Here is a 20,927-nt window from a genome sequence, read left to right on the forward strand (position 1 = left end):
CCGCAAAAAAGGACAGGATAGCTCGCAAGCCGTCCTTGTCCTCTCGTCCATATTGTGCAATTTAACCGCATTATAACTGATTTCGATACTCCTTAGGTGTAGTGCCCGTATACTTTTTGAAAATATGAGCGAAATATTTATAGTCGTTATACCCGACCTGTTCCGCAACCTCGTACACTTTGAGGCTGACATCCCGCAGGAGTGGCTTCGCCTTCTCCACCCGGAATTTATTCAGCCATTCCGTAAAGTGCTCGCCCGTCTCCTGCTTGAACACGCGGCTGAAATAATTCGGCGTAACGTAGACGTGCCCCGCGATATCTTCGAGCTTCAGCTCCTCCGCGTAATGCTCCTGAACGTATTGAATGGCAACGGAGACGATATTCCGGTAACGGCTTGTCTTATATTGCGAAATGGTTTGGATGAACGATTCGAACATTTTCAGGAGCCACTGCTTCATATCGTGCGCGGTCTCATACTTTTTCACCTCATCATATGGGTTCAAGAGCACCGGATCCAGATCGGTACGCTTCACGCCCATCTGCTCTACATGCGTTGTCGCAAGCACCACAAGCTTCACACAGAGCGTCTGAACATGCTGATACGATACGCCTTCCTCCGCACAATGGCGAAACCATTTGTCCAGCCGTTCCTGAATGCCTGCGAAGTCCATCGTCGCAAGTCGTTGCAAGAGCTCGAGTTCTTCTTCCGTAGGGATAAGCATCGGCGATTTCATTTGGGCATGCTCTTTCGCATCAAAGACGATGATTTGCCCTTTGCCACGGTACACCTTGCTTCGAATCGCAGACATCGCCTCCTCCATGCTCGCTGGTACGTTAGCGAGTGAAGAAATGATGCTGCCGATGCCGAGCGTTACCGATAGCTTGACATAACGGCGCACACATTGCTGCATTTCCTCACAGCATGCCGTAATAAGATGCTTATTGCTCATGTTCACACTTAAGAGCACTGCCAGCGTATCTTCCTCTGTGCGGCAGACCGCGGTCGTAAACTTCTCTCCGAACAGCTCTTCTGCAATATTTTGAATAGCGAATTGTATGAGTTCCTTCTCCCGATCCGTCGATTGCTCCATAATGAGACGATAATCGTCAATATCGATGACGACTACGGCATATTCGGGTCCATCCAGCGGAATGTGCAGCTGCCTCGCCCGATCGCGAATCGTCACTTCGTCTTGGTGCTCGCCCTTTAAAAGTCGGTTCAGCCACTTTGCCTGAATGTAAGGCATACTTTCCCGCAGCAGCATGCCATTATGCGATTCCTCATTGTGACGTTCCCGTTCCGCGCGGATTTGATCCCTTAGCTTCGACATCAGCTTCGTCATTTCCTCAGCTCCAACCGGCTTGGTCAAATACTCGCTGACACCGATTTTGAGCGCTTGCCTCGCATAATCGAAATCGTCATAGCCGGACACGATCACGATCTTAATGTGCGGCTTCTGCTCCTTCAGCTTGGCAGCCAGCGCCAGCCCGTCCATCAGCGGCATGCGGATGTCAGTCATTACGATATCAGGCTGCAGCGATTCCGCCAGCTCCAACGCTTCTTGCCCGTTCCTCGCCTCGCCGATAATCTCGATGCCAAGCGGCTCCCAATCGATAGAGGTGCGAATACCTTTTCGAATGATGACTTCATCATCTACAATCAATACTTTAATCGCACTCATGTCATATCCTCTCCCGTCTTCCAAGGCTGTATGATTTCTACGATCGTTCCGCCAGCCTCGTTATTTTTGAAGGTCACTCCGTAGTCATCGCCGAAGTAAAGCTGAATCCGGTCATTTACATTTTTAATCGCAAAACCGCGGTTATTAGCCCCGCTTTCGTGCATGAGCCGCTCCATCTCCGCCACATCGACCCCGGTTCCCGTATCCGAGATGCGATAGATAAGCTTGTCCTCTTTCCGGAATACGTCCACTCGAATGCAGCCCGGCTCGCCCAGCTTCTCGATGCCGTGAACAATCGCATTTTCCACGAAGGGCTGCAAGATGAGCTTCACAGTTCGCCCATTAAGTGTATCTTCATTATCGGTTTCCAAATGAAAATCTATCATATCCTCGTACCGCTTTTGTTGAATAATCATGTAATTTTTCAAGTGATTGACCTCGTCGCGAACCGTTGTCAACTCTTGGCCGCTATTCAGGCTGAGACGGAACAGCTTGGATAGCGCCTCGACCAATTGAGCCGTTTCGTATGCCTTCTCCATTCGGCTCATCCAATAAATCGTATCGAGCGTATTATATAAGAAATGCGGATTGATCTGCGCTTGAAACGCTTTAAGCTCCGCTTCCTTCTTCCTCAGCTCCGCTTCATATACCTGATTAACCAGCTCATGAAGCCGCTCGTTCATCCGGTTGAAGCTGCGACCGAGCTGGGCGATTTCATCGTTGCTCTGAACTTGCACGCGTCCTTGGAACTGCCCCCGTTCCATCCGCAGCATCAAACTGCGCAAATGCTGAATTGGGCGGATAATCCGCTTCGAGAACAAGATGGCGGTAACGACACACACGACGAGTGACGCGATCATCGCGATGAGCATTATTTTCGTAATAACGGCGTTCTCTTCCAGCATCTCCTTGAGCGGAACGGCATGCGCGATCCGCCAACCGGTCTTGGCAATGCCCGCATACGTAATCAAATACCGTTCCTTATCCATAGCAACCGTATAGTAGCCGTGATCCCCATAGGCCTGATCTGGAAACTCGAAGTTATCCGGAAGCTTGGAATAGAGGTTGTCATCCACCGTCGACGTTAGCACAAGCCCCTCTTCATTCAGCAAATAGAAGCTGTCACGGGTGCCGATGCGCTGCTGGTTCAGCAGTTGGCGCACATAATTCAGATCGATATTAACTTGAACCATGCCAAGCCGGCGTCCGACATTGTTCACATCCCGAATTTCGCGGATAAAAGACAGGGTCTCATAGTTGTTATGCTTCTGTATGAACCACAACGGCTTGCCGCGCAGCCGTTTCACCTCTTCCAGCATCATGCCATTCAAGCTGACAGCCTCCGGGTGTGTGCTGAACGTTACCCCGTTCTCGCCCTGCAAATAGATGGAGTGAATGAATTCCTTCATATTGGTGAGATGAAGGAAGAACCGTTCCATTGATGAGATTTCTCGCTCGAGGCTTTCATTGGATGCAGGATTGCTAAGCAGGAACCGCCTGACCTCGTCCGATTGGATGAGGAACAACGACGTGTCGTGCACATAGTCTGTCATGAACTGCACATTCAGGCCGACCTGCGCGACAGTGTTAAGATCAGACACCGACACTTTCTGCTGCAAAATATCTGCCGACCACCAATAAGAAATGGAGCCAATGAGCAATATCGGAATGCACACGAGCAGAACGGTGAATTTGAAAATTTTGTGCTGCAAGCTGACAAATGTGCGCGCGCGTATCATAGAGTCGTCTCCTTCGCTGTAGTTATCGTCTGTCAAACATGCTGCTCCGTACCATTTCGTTCAACGTTTCTCATTATACAAAAAGGTTGACAACTTTGCCTACAACACGTCATCTTGATTATAGTGGGAATTTACCGACAACGAATAGAATCCGTTAACGAAAGGGAGGGCCAACATGCCCAACATATGGACGCATTTGCTGTTCGGCCAAGAAGCGCTTGCTCAGGCTGGGCTCGCCGAATGGATTAAGGATGAGAACCGAAAACGGTTGTTCAATATGGGATGTCAGGGGCCGGACTTCCTGTTCTATCATCAGTTTTTCCCTTGGCAGCGCATTACCGTTATGAACGAAATCGGTTCGGCGATGCATAACGAGTATTGCGGGCCATTTATTCTTGATCTGCTCTCTTCCGTCTCGCCCCAACAGCCGGAGAACCGCGTATATGCCTTGGGATTTCTGCTCCATCATATCCTTGATCGCCATATGCATCCGTATGTATTCGTTCGATCGGGATTCAAGAAATGGGACCATCAACGGTTCGAGGTGCTCATGGACACGCATGTGGTGCGGAAGAAGATGAGTATGGAGACATGGAAGACGCCGGTATGGAAGGAAATCGATACAGGCGGACAATTTCCACAGGATATCGTGCGCTTGTTCGAGGAGCTGTCTAACAAATATTTTCCGGAACTCGCCCGTCAGGCCAAGCGTGAATATTGGAACGGCGCGAACCGCGATATGGTGCGTGCGCAACGCCTGTTCCATGATCCGTATGGCGTAAAGACGGTATTAACCTTCAAGCAAATCGAGCCGTTTGTCTATAAGCGAAATATTCCGCCATACGATGTATTGAACGAAGCCCGCACAGCGTGGCCCGACCCGACGGGAACGAACGAAACGTACACGACAAGCATATGGGATATGTGGGACACGGCGCGGGAAGACGCGGCACGCGTACTGACGGCGACGCTCGCTTATTGGAAGGCTCGGGACAACGCCGCGGAAGTGAACGGACCAGATGCAGGACAGGACATCGCAGGTGCCTATAATACGCTGCAAGTAGCAATCGGCAATCGCTCGTATGAGACAGGGCTGGAGATGGAACATAACCGTCCTATTACGGTCGAAGATCCGATATGGCGCATAGGTTGAACAAAACGGACCCTCTTCGCACATTATTTCAATGTGCGAGAGAGGGTCCGTTCTTCCGTTTTAGAGGAAAACACATCATATGTTGGAGAATCAAGCATTCAACGTGCGGTTATTTCAAGCACCAACGCCTCGAACGGACGCAGCGATGCATTCGCGAACATACCGAACGGCACGTCTTCGTAATTTCCAATGATGCGTGTAAAGGCGCGCCCCTTCCATTCTGGAGGACAGTGGATCGCAGCGTCATGACCCGCGAAATTCAACAGTACGACCCACTCCTTGCCTTCCCAGGAACGTGTATAAGCATAGATGAATTCGTCCTCTTCCAGCCAGAGACGGTAATCGCCGTACACCATAATCGGATTCTGCTTCCGCAACCGGATGAGCGCTTGATAGTAGTAGAAGATGGAGTCCGGATCCGAGAGCGCCTGTTCCGCATTGATATCCGTGTAATTCGGATTGGATTCCAGCCAAGGCGTTCCCGACGTGAAGCCGCCATGCACAGATGCATTCCACTGCATCGGCGTGCGCGCATTGTCGCGGCCTTTGGCATAAATCGATTTCATCACGTCAGCCGGATCCTTGCCGTATTGCTCCGTATGCTCACGATACATATTAAGGGTTTCAATATCTTTGTATTGATCGATGCGATCGAAACGGACGTTCGTCATTCCGAGCTCTTCCCCTTGGTAAATGTACGGTGTTCCTTGCAACGTATGCAGCAGCGTCGCCAGCATCTTGGCGGATTGCACCCGATACGCGCTGTCGTCGCCGAAGCGAGACACCATGCGCGGCTGGTCGTGGTTATTCAAGTAAAGGCTGTTCCAGCCGCTGTCTGCAAGACCGGTCTGCCATTTGTGCAAAATGGAGCGCAAATCATGCAGCTTCCATGGCGTCACATCCCACTTGCCTCCGGCGCCTGAATCGACCTCCATATGCTCGAATTGGAACACCATGTTGAGAGAACCGTGATTCTCACCCGTAATTTCACGCGCCTGTTCCACCGTAACGCCCGGCATTTCACCGACCGTCATCACTTCATAACGGTCAAGCACCTCCCGCTTCATTTCCTGCAAATGCTCCGTCAGATGCGGTCCGTTCATGAAATGCTCTCCGCCCCACGCATACCGTTCCTCGCCGACACTCGGCAGTCCCGGTGTTTTCGAAATAAAGTTAATGACGTCCATGCGGAAGCCGTCGACGCCTTTATTAAGCCACCAGCGCATCATATCATAGATTTCATCGCGCACGCGCGGATTTTCCCAATTCAGATCAGGCTGCTTCTTGGAGAAGAGGTGCAAATAATATTCATCCGTGCGGTCATCATGCTGCCACGCAGAGCCGCTGAAGACCGACGTCCAATTGTTCGGTTCATGGTCACCGCGGCCCGGACGCCAATAATAATAATCACGGTACGGACTGTTCACCGATTCGCGCGATGCGGCGAACCAGGCATGTTCATCAGATGTATGATTAACGACCAAATCCATGACGAGCTTCATCCCGCGCGCATGCATCCCGTCTATTAACACTTCCCAATCGGCAAGCGTGCCGAACTCTTCATGTATCGCCCGATAGTCGCTAATGTCATAGCCGTTGTCATCGTTAGGCGATTCGTATACCGGCGACAGCCAAATGACATCGATGCCTAATGTTTTCAAATAATCCAGCTTGGATATGATCCCCTGTAAATCGCCAATTCCATCTCCGTTGCTGTCATGAAAGCTGCGCGGATAAATTTGGTAGACGACAGCTTCCTTCCAAAATGTCCGCTTCGCCCCATTTGTCTCATTCACTTCACTCGTTGGGAACACTTGATCTTTCTCGTTCATATGAATGCCTCTCCTTCAATCTAGTTGATCTTGCTTTGGCCTGACACCGCGAAGCATGCCCTTATTCAGCAGGTGCAGCGCGATGCTGCTCCTCTTGCCGCTCTGCAGCGATTAGCCGATCGATTCGCTGCGCCAAATCGTCCAAAGTCGCTTGTACTGCTGCCCTTTCGTCGAAGATGCGCACCATAGCGGCGTCAAATTCCTTTCCTATCTTTCCCCAATGATACAACGGCGGACGAAAAAAGCATACTTCATGCATTCCCAATAAGGCTCCATATACTCGCTGACGGGGTATGACAGCTTGTTATGCCCGTAGAGAACATCCGTACGTGATGGAAACAGAGCGGTATTATACAATATATGCTGCGTGTCAGCTTCCATCATCCATGTGATGAAGATCCAGGCCGCTTCCTTCTGCTTCGTGCCGCGCACCATGATGAGGTTCTCGCCGCCCAAGCTCCAGAACTAGGACAGCATGCCCCATCCGTGAATACCGGACAAAAATTCCGTGTGTTCTCCTTTCATGGTTGACGTACTTCCATTATGATGGAGGACCCTTAACGAAGAACCGCTTACATAATGAAAAAGGTGTCTATCATTAGCTTTTTTGAAGAAGAAGTCGAAGGATCCTCGCAGCATGGTGTCTTATGCTTTGATCCATTCCTCACCATTTCTTAACAAAATACACGATTCAAAATCGATTCGCAGCGTTAATATAAGTGTGTGTTCAAAAAGACCATTTCTCAGCACCGAGAAGTACTAGTTTTTGCAGGGAAACACCTTCTGAAGCACAAGCTCTTCAAGCAAATACATAACTTTTCGCTCAAACCATCACACTAGATTGGATAGGAGATGACTTTTATGGAGAAGAGCGATACAAAGAACCCTGTCGAGCCGCTGCACACCCTAACGGCCGAACAGGTCATTTCACATTTGCAGACGAGCAAAGACGGCTTGTCGGCAGCAGAAGCGGAGGAACGGCTGCGGCGTTACGGCAAGAACGCACTGCAGGAGGCGGCTGGGAAATCCATCTTCGCGAAGCTGCTGGAACAATTCAAAGATGTGATGATTATTATCCTGCTTATTGCGGCGCTGATTTCCGGCTTATTGGGCGAGTGGACAGATTCACTCATCATTTTGGTTGTCGTCATATTGAATGCGGTGCTGGGGGTTATTCAAGAGAATAAAGCCGAGCAAGCGCTGACGGCACTGAAGCAAATGTCGTCTCCGTATGCCCAGGTCGTACGCGACGGCAAAGCGATGAACATTAAAGCCGAAGACCTCGTACCGGGCGATATTGTCGTGCTGGAAGCTGGAAATGTCGTGCCGGCGGATCTGCGGATTATCGAATCCGCCTCGCTTAAGATTGAAGAAGCGGCTTTAACCGGTGAATCCGTTCCAGTTGAAAAAGGTGTCGAAGCATTAGACAAGGCCGATCTCGTCATCGGGGATCGCAAGAACATGGCCTATATGAGCAGCAATGTGTCCTACGGGCGAGGTATCGGCGTCGTCACGGCGACCGGAGCCGAGACTGAGGTCGGCAAAATCGCCGGCTACATCTCGCAAGAGGAAGATGAGGTTACCCCGCTCCAGACTAAGCTGAACGAGCTGGGGAAATATTTTACGTTCATTATTATCGGCGTTGCCATTGTCATCTTCGTCGTCGGATTGATCGAGGGACGGGAAATTTTCGAGATGCTCCTCACTTCCATTTCGTTGGCGGTAGCCGCCATACCGGAAGGCTTGCCTGCGATCGTTACGATCATCCTGGCATTGGGCGTTCAGAAGATGGCGAAGCGCAAGGCAATTATCCGCAAGCTCCCGGCAGTGGAAACGCTCGGCAGCACGGAAATTATATGCTCGGACAAGACAGGTACGCTAACGCAGAACAAAATGACCGTCAAGCATGTCTATCTGGACGGTGCCTTGCACCCGGCGGAAGAACCATTGCAGCAAGTCGAGGGCTATGAGTCGTTCCTGCAAGTGATGACGCTCTGCAACGATTCGAAAATTACAGAAGGAGCAAGTGATGCGGCCGGGACGCAGAACAACGTATCTTTCATCGGAGATCCGACAGAAACGGCACTGGTCGATTTCGCGCTGGCAAAGGGACTGGATAAGCGCGATGGCGAACGGCGCTATCCGCGCACAGCCGAAATTCCATTCGACTCCGAGCGCAAGCTGATGACGACGATTCATGACATGTCGTCGCATCGAAATGTTGAAGCGGCAAGCCCATACCGATTCATGACGAAGGGCGCGCCTGATGTTCTGCTCGAACGCTGCAGCCATATTTTCATTCATGGCACTGTTGTGCCTATGACGAGCGAACACCGCCATGACATCGCCGCCGCGAATAAAGAAATGGCCATCAAGGCGTTGCGAGTATTGGCACTTGCCTATCAGGATGCAGAGCGGCTGCCGGAAGAGTTGACCACCGAAGCGGTGGAGCAAGAGCTTGTCTTCAGCGGTCTTGTCGGCATGATCGATCCGCCGCGGGAAGAAGTGAAGGAAGCGGTGCGCATTTGCAAGATGGCGGGTATTCGTCCCGTTATGATTACGGGTGACCACCGGGATACAGCCGCGGCCATTGCGAAGGAACTAGACATTATCCAAGACGAAAGCGGCGTACTGACCGGTACCGAGTTGAATCAGATTAGCGACAAGGATTTCGCAGACAAAGTGACAGAGTATTCCGTCTATGCGCGGGTATCGCCTGAACATAAGGTTCGCATCGTTCAAGCTTGGAGGAAGAAAGGCAAGATTGTCGCTATGACCGGTGACGGTGTGAACGACGCGCCTGCGTTGAAGACATCAGACATCGGGGTTGGAATGGGGATTACCGGTACGGACGTGTCAAAAGGAGTGTCCGATATGGTGCTGGCCGACGACAACTTCTCCACCATTGTCGTCGCCGTGGAAGAGGGCCGGAAAGTGTACAGCAATATCCGCAAGACGATACAATATTTGCTGTCGGCCAACTTGGGTGAGGTCGTAACGCTCTTCATTGCAACGCTGTTGAATTGGAAAATACTATTCCCGATTCATATATTGTGGATTAACTTAGTAACCGATACACTGCCTGCACTCGCGCTCGGCTTTGAGCAAGCGGAATCCGACATGATGAAGCGGCCGCCGCGCAAAGCCTCGACAAGCATTTTTGCGGATGGGGTTGGCAGCAGCATCGTATACCAAGGGTTGCTGGAAGCCGCGCTTACGCTATTCGCGTATTACTGGGGACATACGCATTATTCCGAGAACGTCGCGATCACGATGGCGTTCGCCACGTTGGGCTTAATCCAGCTTACCCATGCGTTCAATGTGCGCTCCAATAAGCATTCGTTGTTCAAGATCGGATTTTTCTCGAACAAATATATGAACTATGCGGCCCTCATTTCCGCGCTGCTCGTCATCGTGGTCGTCGTAATCCCGGGCTTGAACGATTTATTCAATGTCGTCATGTTGAATACAGAGCAATGGATCGTCGTCATTGCGGCGTCGCTCTCGATTGTTCCAATTGTGGAGATCGTGAAGCTGGTGACCCGCTCGCTGAACAAGCAAGCTTAACCCTGCTTCCTGCGCTATTGAAAAGCCCCTTGCATCACCCCTTATTGTTGTTGATAACAATAAGGGGTGATGTTTCTATTTCCCGCTCTATTTCAAAGGCATGCCGGACGATGCCGACGACGTCGTCCACATCTCCTCTTCCCGCTCCGCCTCCATGCGTCCCTTCTCGATGTTGACGAAAATAAGCAGCACGATACCGACAATAAAGAAAAGCAATATGGATAGAATGGCAAGCCGCGTCGAGCCGGTCAACAACCCGACGGCTCCGAACACGGCCGGGCCAATAGAGGCCGAGACTTTGCTCGATAAGCTTAAGAAACCGAAAAATTCGGTCGCTCGGTTGCGCGGTACCATTTGACTGTAAACAGAACGGGACACGGCTTGGCTTCCTCCCTGAACCATCCCGACCATGAACGCCAAAATGTAGAAGTGAAGCGCAGTTGTCATGAAATATCCGAGAAACACGATGACGATATAGGTGCTGAGTGAAATGTAGAGCGAACGCTTCGAACCAAGCCGGTTAGCGAACTTGGCGAACAGGAACGTAAACGGAATGCCGACGAACTGTGTAATGAGCAACGCAATAATGAGATGACTCGTCTGAATTCCAATTTCAGCTCCATAAATAGCTGACATGCCAATGATGGTAGATATGCCGTCATTAAAAAACCAGAAGGCAAAAATGTATTTAATCAGTTCTGGATAATGCTTAATTCTCTTTACGGTCTGAAAAATACGTCCAAAGCCGCGCTTCGCATAATACGCAACTGGCCGACGTTCAGTTCGAACCGGATCACGCAAATTTTTGAACAGCGGCATGGAGAAGAAAAACCACCAAATACCGACGGTCAAAAACACGGCCTGCGTCGCGGCCACTTTGCTTGAAAACCCGAGCGGTTCCCACATTTCCAGCATGACGATGTTGATGGCTAGCAGTACGCCCCCGCCAATATATCCGTACATGTAACCTTTGGCGGATACCTCATCCCGCTCATGCGGCGCAGCAATGTCAGGCAGCAGTGAATCATAGAACGTGTTGCCTCCCGAGAAGCCCAACGTAGCAATGATGAATAAAGCCGATACGTAAATCCAATCGCCCTCGCCAGCGAATACCATCAGCGTGCACGCCAGTGCGCCCGCCCATGCAAATACGCGCAAAAAGGCCATTTTGCGCTGAGATAAATCGGCCATTGCGCCGAGAATCGGCGACAGCAACGCTACGAGGATCATGCCGATCGTCTGCGTAAACGCCCAGTAACTCGTTGCTTGATGAGCCGGCAAATTCGATGCGGCCACGGTCTGATAGAAGATGGGCAGAACCGCCGCCAGCATTGTTGTGGCGAACGCGGAGTTGGCCCAGTCGTACATCATCCAACTGCGAACTTCCTTCGTGCGCATCGCACTCCCCCTACCTACGATATAAATATTCTCATGAGAACGTCCTCACTCATTGTGCGTGATCGCGAGGCAGCGGGTCAACTGTTTCAAATATTAAGTTTTGTTAACTCAACTTTGCTGCTCGCTCCTTATAAACAAACATTACGATCTCATCCATTGCAGCCTTCAGTGCACAACGTATCAATGTAGGCTGCATTGGGAAGAATCTCATTGATTCCATCCACGCTGAATGCCAGAAGCAGCACCATCATAATGAGGCCCATCCAACAATACTGTATCGGAAAGAGCGGTTGCGATAGGCGGCAATCAATCCAGCATCTCCTTGTATATAGCATAGATAAATTGGCAATCATTTGCTCAGACAGTCCGCTTCCTCTATAATCAGAAGTATATTGAGAAAACAATTTTATTACTACGATAAAAATGATAAATTCTTTTAAGGCATGTAAACGCAACAAAAATCATTGCATGGGATAGGAGGAGCCCTCATGAATTTAAGCCAATTGGAAACGCTCACCACCATCTCCAAAACAATGAGCTTCCGCAAGGCGGGGGAATTGCTTAATTTGACGCAGCCCGCCGTGTCCGCGCAGATCAAGAGCTTGGAGGATGAGTTCAAGACGGTGCTCATCGACCGCAACCAACCGGTCACCTTAACGGATAGCGGTCAAGTATTTCTTGAACATGCAGCGCGTATTTTAAATATTGTCGATGACTTGAAGCAGAAGCTCGCCGATTTGAATCAAGTTCCTCAAGGCCATATTGTGTTAGGTACGACGACATCGATTGCGATTCAGATTCTTCCGCGGGTGCTTTCCTATTTTCAGGACCAATTTCCGTTAATTAAGACAAAGATTCTGTCGATGTCCTCCTCGCATGTCATGGCCCATATCGAGAACGGAACGGTCGATATCGGCATCGGCTATTTAAATGAAAAGAACCCGAATTTAGTCTCTTCCGTGCTCTACTACGATACGTTCGAGCTAGTAGTAAGCCCGGACCATCCCCTTGCTCAACATAAGCATGGCACGGTGGAAATGCTGCGGGAAATCCCTCTGATTGTGCTGTCACCCGACACGTTGGGACGCAAATTTGCAGACGAGCTCTTCCGCAAATACAACATTCAGCCACACATCGTCATGGAACTGTCCAGCAGCGAAGAAGTGAAGCGGATGGTGGAGCTCAACCTGGGCGCAGCTATCATCTCGAAGCTGTCGGTCAGCACTGAGTTACGTCGCGGATCGCTGCAAATCGTACATATTAATGAATTGGAAACGGCCCATCCCGTTGGGGTCATGTATCGTACAGGCCGATACTTAAACTCGGCGATGCAGCAATTTTTAAATGACTTGAAGGGCATGCCGGAAACTCAATTCATCGGTTCAGAATAGGAGGTTATTTATGAAATTTGATTTGCATACGCATCATTTTCGCTGCGGCCATGCTGATGGCAACATTCGCGATTATATCGAAGCAGGTATCAAGCATGGGCTGCACGTTATCGGCATTTCGGACCATACACCTTATTTCGGCAGCGATGAAGAGCAGCCGTTCCCCAATATTGCTATGGCAAAGGGCGAGCTCAGCAACTATGTGGACGAAGTTCTGCAATTGAAGCAGGAATATGCGGGACGTATCGATGTGCTGCTAGGCATCGAATCCGACTTCTTTCCGGAGTATGCGGAGCTGTATCGCGAAGTGCTGTCCCGTTACCCGTTCGACTACATCATCGGCTCGGTGCACAATACGAGCGGCGTCAGCATATTCAATAAAAATCGGTGGAAGAACTTGTCCACGGAGCGGAAAATTGCCGAGAAGCGCGTCTATTACGAGCTCATCCAGGATTCCGCGCGATCCGGCATGTTCCACATTCTCGGCCACATCGATGCGATGAAGGGCAATTATCCGGCGTTCTCCGAGATCGAGGCATGGGACGTCATTGACGACACGCTCAAGGTCATCTCGGAATGCAAGGTCGCCATTGAGATTAACACGTCCGGCAAGACGAAGCTGAGCGGCGGTTGGTATCCGTCAGATGAAATATTGGAGCGTGCGCTCCACTTCGGAGTTGATGTGACCTTCGGCTCCGATGCGCATATCCCTTCCCGCGTCGGCGACGAATGGGAGGAAGTCCGTACGCGCTTGAAGGACATCGGGTTCACGCGCTGGGTATATTACAAAGAGAAGCAGAAGCATGAGGTGCCGCTCGATTAGAGCGGCTTTTTGTATGGTGTGAACGACAAAAAAAGAGGACCTGAAGCGTTCAGGTCCGACTCAAGGGATATATATATTCATCAAAAGGGGGTCTTGTTACCAATATACCCTCTCAACATTAACCGACGTTAACAGGAATATTACCGTTGTGTAACAAATCGTTAAATTGATGTTAACAAGCTTTGTCGGCTTGGTGAATCGTTACCTCACGTTGCTTCGCAACCGCCGATCGGTTGACGACGAGAATTCCCGCCACCACAAGTCCAAGCGCTGCGAGCGTCCACTCATTCCACGCTTCGCCAAGCAGCCACGCGGACAGCAAGACGCCAAATACCGGAATAAGGAATAAGAACATCGATACTTTGCCCACACTGTTATATTTCATGACCATGTTCCATAGACTAAATCCCGCCGCCGAGAGGAAGGCCAAGTACAACAGCAGCATAACCGAAGCGGTATCCCAATGGAAAGGCGCCCAGCCAGCGCGCCACGCTCCGATGACGATGAGTCCGAAGCCGCCGAGCGCCATTTGTCGTCCGGTAAGCCATAATACGGGAAAATCTCTAGCTTCATGGCGGGCCAGCACGTTGCCCCATCCGCCAAACAATGCGGACAGAATCAGACATACGTCCCCGATACCAAGCGACATTGCCATTCCGCCCTGATTCAACGTGACGATGATGACGCCAGCGAATCCAAGGCACAAGCCTAACGTCTTGCCTGGCGTGAAGCTCTCGTTGCCATCCATGAGACGAGCTACAACCATTTGAAAGAAGCAGGTTGCTCCCGTAATGATAGCTCCCTTCATGCCCGTACTTAAACTTAAGCCGATATAAAAACATAAATACTGCAAAAAAGTCTGAATGACGGCAAGGCGTGCCACACGCCATCCTGTACGCCGCGGCTTGGGTCGTATCGTCGGATTCCCCAGACGAGCGGCACGGTTGACACATGCCGCGAACAACATGAGCATGAATCCAGCCAAAAGGAAACGGTACCCCGCGAACACCCATTGTTCATGCGTCGCCTGCGAAGCAATGCCAAGCTCTTCGTACCCAATCTTGATGGCAGGCATGGCGCTTCCCCACAATAATGTGGCCAGTACGGCGCTGACCGTCATGCCGACAGGATGAGTGAACCACTGCTGCGCTTTCACTTGATGTCTCCACCTTTCCGTTCGCTTATTACATAATGAAGTCGCTCCGTAATGAAAGCAACGGATACTATCGTATCACCATGATAAGTGCTTGGGAAGAGCAAAGTAACTTTCGTTGCGTATTCAAAAGGGTCGCTATTAGAACAACCTCTTTCAGGCTATTCCTCGGCCTTCTGCAAGCCTCGGTATACGCCGGTGCGCAGCTCGCGCACGTATGGCTTAAGACCAGGCATGCCAGCCTCTTCCGCCGCACGTACGGCGTGTTCGATATCATATGGAACACGGTGAAAATGAATGGAGAATTCACTCGCATGCACTTGCCCGCAATGGCCCTGCAGCATAATATATGACGCTTGCGTCATATCCAGCGGATTGCCTACGCTGCCGCAATTGACTAGCGTCCGGCCCTGCAGGTGCTGCAAGTAAGCGTTATGGATGTCTCCGTATACAACGACATCCGGCGGTTGGCAAGGATGCAGCGGCTCGCTTAAAGAAGATGTAAATTCGAACATGCCGAGACGCTTCTCCAGATCATCCCATGGCTGAACGCGATGATAGACGCTTTGCGGCGAAGCGTGAACGAGCCGAATATGCCGGCCACTCATAATGAAATCATGCGAGAACGGCAGCTTGCTAAGCATCTCCAATCGCTTGCTTCCGAGCTGCTCCGCATGCCAGCGGAATTGATCATCGTCTTCGATTTGCAGGACGAGATCGTCCCAATTCCCCCGCACGATCACGTCGCAATGTTCGAACAGGAGGTCGACCGCTTCTGCTGGATTCGGTCCTTTGCCGACCAGGTCTCCTAGGCAATATATCCGATCAGCGCCTTGACGCTTAATATCAGTGACCACTGCTTCCAGCGCCTGTATGTTTCCATGTATATCTGAAATGATGGCAATGGACTGCATTTCGCATCGTCTCCTCTCTAGGTAGCAATTATTATTATTCAGACCGTTTCTGCAATGTAATTGGTTGAAACACGTCCTAACGTGTTGCTGGCTATCGATCCATATTTTCTTTGCTATGCTTCATTGGCAAGGTTTATGCCGATACTAGCTCTTTGATAACGTAATTATCGTCCACTCCGGCGGACAGGAAAAGCGAATGGGAAGCACGGTCGTCCCTATCCCGCGGCTCGTATAAATAAATAGGGATCGCGTTTCTCCCCCTGTCCGTTCCAACTCATATAGGCCGTCAGGATAGCGTGTTCCAAGTCTAGGCAGCAGCAGCGGCCCAAAGAAAGGAAGCCGAACCTGTCCGCCATGACTATGTCCTGATAACTGAAGATCGATCGGGTAATTAAGCGATTCCTTGCCCCAATCCGGCTCGTGAGCAAGCAGAATGCTGCACGTATCGGCAGCTATGCCGCGCAGAGCTGCGTTCATATCAGGTATGCCCTTGAGGGCATCATCGATCCCTGCAACGGCTACTACGGCCCCGTGACGTTCAATCAGGTGACTCTCATTCTTCAGCACCTGAAAGCCAGAAGCCTCGAAGGCTTCGCTTGCCAAGTCCATGCCGCGCTCATAATCATGATTGCCGAGCACCGCGAATTTGCCAAGTGGCGCCGTCAATTGCCGCAGCACCGGGATCGCTTGCGCGACCGATACTTCACAGTCCTCTACTAAATCCCCCGTCAGGCATATGAGGTCCGGTTCGGCCGCCTGAATGTCGTCGACAACTTGCTGCAGCCGCTCGGCGCTCATATGGTGGCCAAAATGAATATCTGTAAGATGTGCAATCGTAAGACCGTTGAAAGCTTGCGGCAGCCGCGGCAAAGAAAGGTGTAACGTTCGTTGCCGAAGCATGAGCGGCTCAATGAATCGGGCATAACCCGCCGCAGCAGCGGGAACACCGATCATGACGCCAAGCAGCCTGCGCAGAAAGCGGCGCCGCCCCGGGCTCCGTTCCGGACGCTGATTTGCGTTTCTTCTCGACAGAGAGTCCACCATCATTCCCCACTTTATCACTCATTGCTTTTATTATGAATCAGTGGGGAAAGCAATGCAAATGCCCGAATAATATGGTTTAATGATCTCATAATGCGTGTTTAAAAAGTAACTTTTCAGCACCGAGAAGTAATAGTTTTCACAGAAATACATAACTTTATTGCGGAAAGGAGGCTTCCGTTCATGTCTATACCGGCGGATATACTATCTTCTCAGCGCTCGTACTTCCACGAAGGCAATACGCGCGGCATTGTCATGCGCAGGCGTGCACTGACAGCGCTGCACAGTGCTGTCTCCCACATGGAGGGCGACATCGTCCGTGCGCTGCACATGGACTTGGGCAAGAGCGAGGCCGAAGCTTATATGACCGAAATCGGCATCGTCCTGGAGGAAGCGCGGCTCGCGGCGAAGCGGGTTGGGCGCTGGGCGAAGCCGCGCAAGGTCAAAGCGGCGCTGACGCATATAGGAAGCCGCGGCAAGATTGTGCCCGAGCCGTACGGCTGCACGCTAATTATCGCGCCATGGAACTATCCGTTCCAATTGGCGGTAGCACCGCTTATCGGTGCGCTTGCAGCCGGCAATACAGCGGTGGTGAAGCCATCCGAGCTGACGCCGCACACGAGCGCTTGCATCGCGCGATTGATTAAGGAAACGTTCGATCCGCGTCATGTGACTGTGGTGGAGGGCGGGGTAGAGACGAGCACGCAGCTGCTTGACCTGCCGTTTGATTTTATTTTCTTCACCGGCAGCGTCCATGTCGGCAAGATCGTCATGAATGCGGCGGCGAAGCGGCTTATCCCGGTGACGCTGGAGCTCGGCGGCAAGAGTCCGTGCATTGTCCATGAAGATGCCGATATCGCGCTTGCAGCAAGACGCATCGCCTTCGGCAAATGGACCAACGCCGGCCAGACGTGCATCGCGCCGGATTATGTGTATGTCCACCACTCACGGCGCGACCAGTTCGTTCACGAATTGAATCAGGCGGTGCGGCGATTTTACGGGAATGATCCGCTCCAGAGCCTAGAGTATGCTTCCATCGTGAGCGAGCGGCATATAGAACGGCTTCAGCCCTTCTTACAGGATGGCCGGATTGCCTTTGGCGGTGAGATCAGCAAGGAGCAGCGCCGCATGGCGCCTACCGTTCTGACTGAAGTGACGTGGGAGATGCCTGTGATGCAGGAGGAGATCTTCGGCCCGATTCTGCCTGTCCTGACCTACGATTCGTATGATGAGGCAGAGCTGGCCATTCTGGCACGCCCGAAGCCGCTCGCGCTCTATCTCTTCACGAAGGACCGCAGGCTGGAGGAACGGGTGGTGGAGCGCATTTCCTTCGGAGGCGGATGCATCAATGATACGCTCATGCATATCGCGACGCCTTACCTCCCGTTCGGTGGCGTCGGCGAGAGCGGCATCGGCAATTATCATGGGAAATACAGCTTTGATGCGTTCAGCCACAAGAAGAGCGTACTGTATCAGCCTACCTGGTTCGACATTTCCTTCCGCTACCCCGGTGCCAAAAACCGCAAAGACATCATGAAGCGGTTAATGCGCTAGTGCGCCGAAGAGAGTATGACATACTGCAAGATTATCAATCCAAGCGGGCTCTTTTTCTCTGAGCCCGCTTCGCTATAATTTAGTGCATTTATATAAGTTGAACTTATAATCTTTCGAGATTTGATTGTATTCGACTCTATTTATCCGCCTATTTCCTCTTCGAAGAGATAAAGCAAGGCTGGGGGCTTGGCTTGATCGTATCCCCCCTTGTCTCATCCTGCATTGAATTTTGTGCAATGAAAAGAAAATGCAGTGTAGCTCTCTTTATCGTAGGTTCCATTGGAATTCATACAGTGCTTTGACACTCTTCAGCAGTAATCGCTGAAAAGCAGCCAGTTCACTGGACAAATATAGTCCATATGCCGTTTAGCCGCCCAATCCGTACATTTCACTGTATATTTTCCAATAGGGCTTGCTTCGACCGTGGAAAATCATTTATTTCCCACTTATATAGGTCATGAATTGTTCTTCACTCGCTCTTACATGATTGCAACAAAATGAGCTGGCTCATCCCCTTATTCAAGAGTACGAAACCAGCTCAATGATAAGCGCTTTAACCATTCCATTGATACTCATTGATTCTCAGCCAACATCTCCCGCTCCCATTCTAAGCGCTTACAAAACGAAGCGGTTCCTTCCCGCCATAACTGCAATCGCTCCGGCCCCATTATGCTCGGCCCAATTCCGAAATGCTCTTCCATGCACTGTTCCAATCGCTCTGCCATTTCCGGCATGTCTAACTGCCTTTCATACAGTTCGACAATATGTACGGTCAAGCAGTCGTATTCATCGTTCGGCGCGCCTAGCGCCAATAAACCTAATGGGTCCCAATCATCTACAATCGCCTTCAGCCGTCTAAAAAGACCGCTCTGCTTCCATCTGTGTTTGTCTTTCTCAGACAAATGGATAATTATGAATAACACCCCCTGTTTTTGGGCTTTCATCGCAGTTGCTGTAATGCGATTCGATTCAAGGATGCGGGAGACATTGACTGAAATATATTTACTTTTTACTATAAAACATATTGAAGCTTTCGAATACTAAAAATTTCACTAAATATTCATAATTTATTTTTCGCCTTAGCCATCTGTCGAAGATTGCTCGATTAATACATACTTGTCTCTGTAATGGGACGGTGACATGCCGATGCTTCGCTTAAAGGCGCTCGTAAACGAATAAATGTCTCCATAGCCGACCGACAGCGCAATATCTGCAACTGACAGATTCCCTTGCTTTAACAGGCGTTCCGCCTCCTGAAGTCGAAGCGCACGGATATAACGGCTGTTCCAATTGGCGCGACTATTTCACTCCGCCTACCGGCATGATGAACCCGGAGCAAGCCTTCCATTGGCCGATTCCCGAGGAATATCACAATAACCGTTGGATTGCGGAGCGAACCAATGCCCTTTTGGAACAATATCAACAATACGGAGAGCCGTTTCTGCTCTGGTCCAGCTTCTTCGACCCGCATCCGCCATATCTCGCGCCTGAACCGTGGCATAGCATGTACGACCCGGAACAGGTAACGATCCCGGAGCTGATTCCAAGAGAGCATGACAACAATCTGCCTCATTTTCGGATGACGCAGGAAGATAATTCAGACTTCGGCGCATGGCGCGAATCGGGCAATTCCATTCACGGCTATCACTCGCATGTTATCCGTGACGAACAGCGGCGCAAGCAGATCGTTACAACTTATTACGGCATGATCAGCCTGATGGATAAGTACATCGGCGCAATCCTGGATAAATTGGATGCGCTCGGTCTGGCAGACAACACGCTAATCGTCTTCACTTCGGATCATGGGCATTTCTTCGGGCAGCACGATCTGCAGGCCAAGGGTGGATTTCATTACGAAGACTTAATCAAATTGCCATTTATCGTCCGTTACCCAGGCGTTGTCCCAGCAGGACGCGTAAGCGATCAGCTCCAATCGCTCGTCGATCTGGCACCGACATTTCTGTCCTTCGCCGGAGCCCGGATTCCTTACGCTATGACAGGAGTGGATCAGCGCGGTGTATGGCAGGACGAATCCACTCCCGCACGACAACACGCCATCTGTGAATTCCGCCATGAAGCGACGACGATTCATCAGAAAACATATGTCGATGAGCGGTATAAGCTGACCGTCTATTACAATCAGACATACGGCGAGCTGTTCGATCTGAAAGAAGACCCGAACGAGATCCGCACTCTGTGGGACGATGTCTCATCCCAACCGTTAAAGCAAGAGCTGCTGCTGAAATATATTTGGGCCGAGCTTGGCAAGGAATCGATGCCCATGCCGCGCATTTGGGGCGCTTAAAGTATGTGTTGAAACGCCGGTCATTGTTATAGCTGAGCGCCGCCTTGTCAGGAACTGCTGACAGGGCGGCGCTTCACCAAATGCAAGAGAGTCAGCTGCTCGTGAATATGCTGCTCCTTCTCCGTTACGTATCCGAGCTTGTAATAAAGATGCAAATTATTGGCGCTCACATGTCCAGTATACAGCTTGAAGATCGTGGTCCGATCGCGTAATGACGATGTCGTCTGTGTCGTGCTGCTGAATAGTCTCTTCTGCCATTGATATCGCCTCCATTAGATATTTCATAGAGGTTGTCTAAAAAAGAAAGAGCGCCCCGCAATCGAGGCGCAAATATCTAATAATAATGTTCATTTCTTATCCATACTATATGGTTCGT

Annotated in this window: 15 protein-coding genes and 1 pseudogene; 6 read left to right on the forward strand and 10 right to left on the reverse strand. The window is 50.8% G+C overall.

Annotated features, from left to right (window positions below):
* Positions 1 to 70: 70 nt before the first annotated feature.
* Entirely contained in the window at positions 71 to 1,681 is a 1,611-nt protein-coding gene (locus tag A372_RS0125170) for a response regulator transcription factor (RefSeq protein ID WP_019423689.1), read from the reverse strand.
* Positions 1,678 to 3,420 carry a sensor histidine kinase gene (locus A372_RS0125175; protein WP_019423690.1) on the reverse strand — a complete coding sequence of 581 codons (1,743 nt, stop codon included), beginning with the start codon at positions 3,418 to 3,420 and terminating at the stop codon, positions 1,678 to 1,680. The genes A372_RS0125170 and A372_RS0125175 overlap by 4 nt, the downstream gene beginning before the upstream one ends.
* Before the next feature lie 175 nt (positions 3,421 to 3,595).
* On the opposite strand from A372_RS0125175, the gene A372_RS0125180 reads away from it, so the two are divergent.
* Positions 3,596 to 4,573 carry a zinc dependent phospholipase C family protein gene (locus A372_RS0125180; protein ID WP_019423691.1) on the forward strand — a complete coding sequence of 326 codons (978 nt, stop codon included), beginning with the start codon at positions 3,596 to 3,598 and terminating at the stop codon, positions 4,571 to 4,573.
* Positions 4,574 to 4,671: 98 nt separating this feature from the next.
* Here the strand turns inward: A372_RS0125180 and A372_RS0125185 are convergent, their stop codons facing one another.
* Positions 4,672 to 6,405, reverse strand: a complete 1,734-nt coding sequence (locus A372_RS0125185) for a glycoside hydrolase family 13 protein (protein ID WP_019423692.1) — start codon at positions 6,403 to 6,405, stop codon at positions 4,672 to 4,674.
* A gap of 61 nt (positions 6,406 to 6,466) precedes the next feature.
* Complete coding sequence (locus tag A372_RS37645; protein WP_157259716.1) at positions 6,467 to 6,664, reverse strand: hypothetical protein; 198 nt, start codon at positions 6,662 to 6,664, stop codon at positions 6,467 to 6,469.
* A 602-nt stretch (positions 6,665 to 7,266) separates the two neighbouring features.
* Between A372_RS37645 and A372_RS0125200 the strand changes: the two genes are divergently transcribed.
* Complete coding sequence (locus A372_RS0125200; protein ID WP_019423695.1) at positions 7,267 to 9,972, forward strand: calcium-translocating P-type ATPase, SERCA-type; 2,706 nt, start codon at positions 7,267 to 7,269, stop codon at positions 9,970 to 9,972.
* An 87-nt stretch (positions 9,973 to 10,059) separates the two neighbouring features.
* On the opposite strand, the gene A372_RS0125205 is transcribed toward A372_RS0125200, so the two are convergent.
* Positions 10,060 to 11,370: an MFS transporter gene (locus A372_RS0125205; RefSeq protein WP_019423696.1), complete on the reverse strand. Its 1,311-nt coding sequence runs from the start codon at positions 11,368 to 11,370 to the stop codon at positions 10,060 to 10,062.
* Positions 11,371 to 11,858: 488 nt separating this feature from the next.
* Here A372_RS0125205 and A372_RS0125215 point away from each other — a divergent pair, with 488 nt between their 5' ends.
* A complete protein-coding gene (locus A372_RS0125215) occupies positions 11,859 to 12,761 on the forward strand; it encodes a LysR family transcriptional regulator (RefSeq protein ID WP_019423698.1) in 903 nt (300 codons plus the stop codon).
* A 10-nt stretch (positions 12,762 to 12,771) separates the two neighbouring features.
* Positions 12,772 to 13,584, forward strand: a complete 813-nt coding sequence (locus A372_RS0125220; protein ID WP_019423699.1) for a histidinol-phosphatase — start codon at positions 12,772 to 12,774, stop codon at positions 13,582 to 13,584.
* A 172-nt stretch (positions 13,585 to 13,756) separates the two neighbouring features.
* Here A372_RS0125220 and A372_RS0125225 read toward each other — a convergent pair whose 3' ends face one another.
* The 3 genes from A372_RS0125225 to A372_RS0125235 form a co-directional block, all read right to left on the reverse strand.
* Positions 13,757 to 14,740, reverse strand: coding sequence for a DMT family transporter (locus A372_RS0125225; RefSeq protein WP_019423700.1), 984 nt, complete (start codon positions 14,738 to 14,740; stop codon positions 13,757 to 13,759).
* A 158-nt stretch (positions 14,741 to 14,898) separates the two neighbouring features.
* The gene (locus tag A372_RS0125230) at positions 14,899 to 15,651 is read right to left on the reverse strand and encodes a metallophosphoesterase family protein (protein ID WP_019423701.1); all 753 of its coding nucleotides are present in this window, start codon (positions 15,649 to 15,651) and stop codon (positions 14,899 to 14,901) included.
* Positions 15,652 to 15,795: 144 nt separating this feature from the next.
* A complete protein-coding gene (locus A372_RS0125235) occupies positions 15,796 to 16,698 on the reverse strand; it encodes a metallophosphoesterase (RefSeq protein WP_237728593.1) in 903 nt (300 codons plus the stop codon).
* Positions 16,699 to 16,875: 177 nt separating this feature from the next.
* Here A372_RS0125235 and A372_RS0125240 point away from each other — a divergent pair, with 177 nt between their 5' ends.
* Complete coding sequence (locus A372_RS0125240) at positions 16,876 to 18,246, forward strand: aldehyde dehydrogenase (RefSeq protein ID WP_019423703.1); 1,371 nt, start codon at positions 16,876 to 16,878, stop codon at positions 18,244 to 18,246.
* Between the two features lie 572 nt (positions 18,247 to 18,818).
* Here the strand turns inward: A372_RS0125240 and A372_RS0125245 are convergent.
* Positions 18,819 to 19,190: a hypothetical protein gene (locus A372_RS0125245; protein WP_083858941.1), complete on the reverse strand. Its 372-nt coding sequence runs from the start codon at positions 19,188 to 19,190 to the stop codon at positions 18,819 to 18,821.
* Between the two features lie 135 nt (positions 19,191 to 19,325).
* Positions 19,326 to 19,520 carry a helix-turn-helix transcriptional regulator gene (locus tag A372_RS39680; protein ID WP_083858944.1) on the reverse strand — a complete coding sequence of 65 codons (195 nt, stop codon included), beginning with the start codon at positions 19,518 to 19,520 and terminating at the stop codon, positions 19,326 to 19,328.
* A 5-nt stretch (positions 19,521 to 19,525) separates the two neighbouring features.
* On the opposite strand from A372_RS39680, the pseudogene A372_RS34730 reads away from it, so the two are divergent.
* Positions 19,526 to 20,551, forward strand: a pseudogene (locus A372_RS34730) (sulfatase family protein); the annotation flags it as partial.
* Between the last annotated feature and the right edge of the window lie 376 nt (positions 20,552 to 20,927).

This window comes from Paenibacillus sp. OSY-SE, assembly GCF_000283315.1.
GTDB lineage: Bacteria > Bacillota > Bacilli > Paenibacillales > Paenibacillaceae > Paenibacillus_B > Paenibacillus_B profundus.

Bases quoted from the DNA above. Each gene is read 5' to 3' on its own strand.
- A372_RS0125170 (WP_019423689.1), bottom strand. From the start codon at position 1,681: ATGAGTGCGATTAAAGTATTGATTGTAGATGATGAAGTCATCATTCGA.
- A372_RS0125175 (WP_019423690.1), bottom strand. From the start codon at position 3,420: ATGATACGCGCGCGCACATTTGTCAGCTTGCAGCACAAAATTTTCAAA.
- A372_RS0125180 (WP_019423691.1), top strand. From the start codon at position 3,596: ATGCCCAACATATGGACGCATTTGCTGTTCGGCCAAGAAGCGCTTGCT.
- A372_RS0125185 (WP_019423692.1), bottom strand. From the start codon at position 6,405: ATGAACGAGAAAGATCAAGTGTTCCCAACGAGTGAAGTGAATGAGACA.
- A372_RS37645 (WP_157259716.1), bottom strand. From the start codon at position 6,664: ATGCATGAAGTATGCTTTTTTCGTCCGCCGTTGTATCATTGGGGAAAG.
- A372_RS0125200 (WP_019423695.1), top strand. From the start codon at position 7,267: ATGGAGAAGAGCGATACAAAGAACCCTGTCGAGCCGCTGCACACCCTA.
- A372_RS0125205 (WP_019423696.1), bottom strand. From the start codon at position 11,370: ATGCGCACGAAGGAAGTTCGCAGTTGGATGATGTACGACTGGGCCAAC.
- A372_RS0125215 (WP_019423698.1), top strand. From the start codon at position 11,859: ATGAATTTAAGCCAATTGGAAACGCTCACCACCATCTCCAAAACAATG.
- A372_RS0125220 (WP_019423699.1), top strand. From the start codon at position 12,772: ATGAAATTTGATTTGCATACGCATCATTTTCGCTGCGGCCATGCTGAT.
- A372_RS0125230 (WP_019423701.1), bottom strand. From the start codon at position 15,651: ATGCAGTCCATTGCCATCATTTCAGATATACATGGAAACATACAGGCG.
- A372_RS0125235 (WP_237728593.1), bottom strand. From the start codon at position 16,698: ATGATGGTGGACTCTCTGTCGAGAAGAAACGCAAATCAGCGTCCGGAA.
- A372_RS0125240 (WP_019423703.1), top strand. From the start codon at position 16,876: ATGTCTATACCGGCGGATATACTATCTTCTCAGCGCTCGTACTTCCAC.
- A372_RS0125245 (WP_083858941.1), bottom strand. From the start codon at position 19,190: ATGAAAGCCCAAAAACAGGGGGTGTTATTCATAATTATCCATTTGTCT.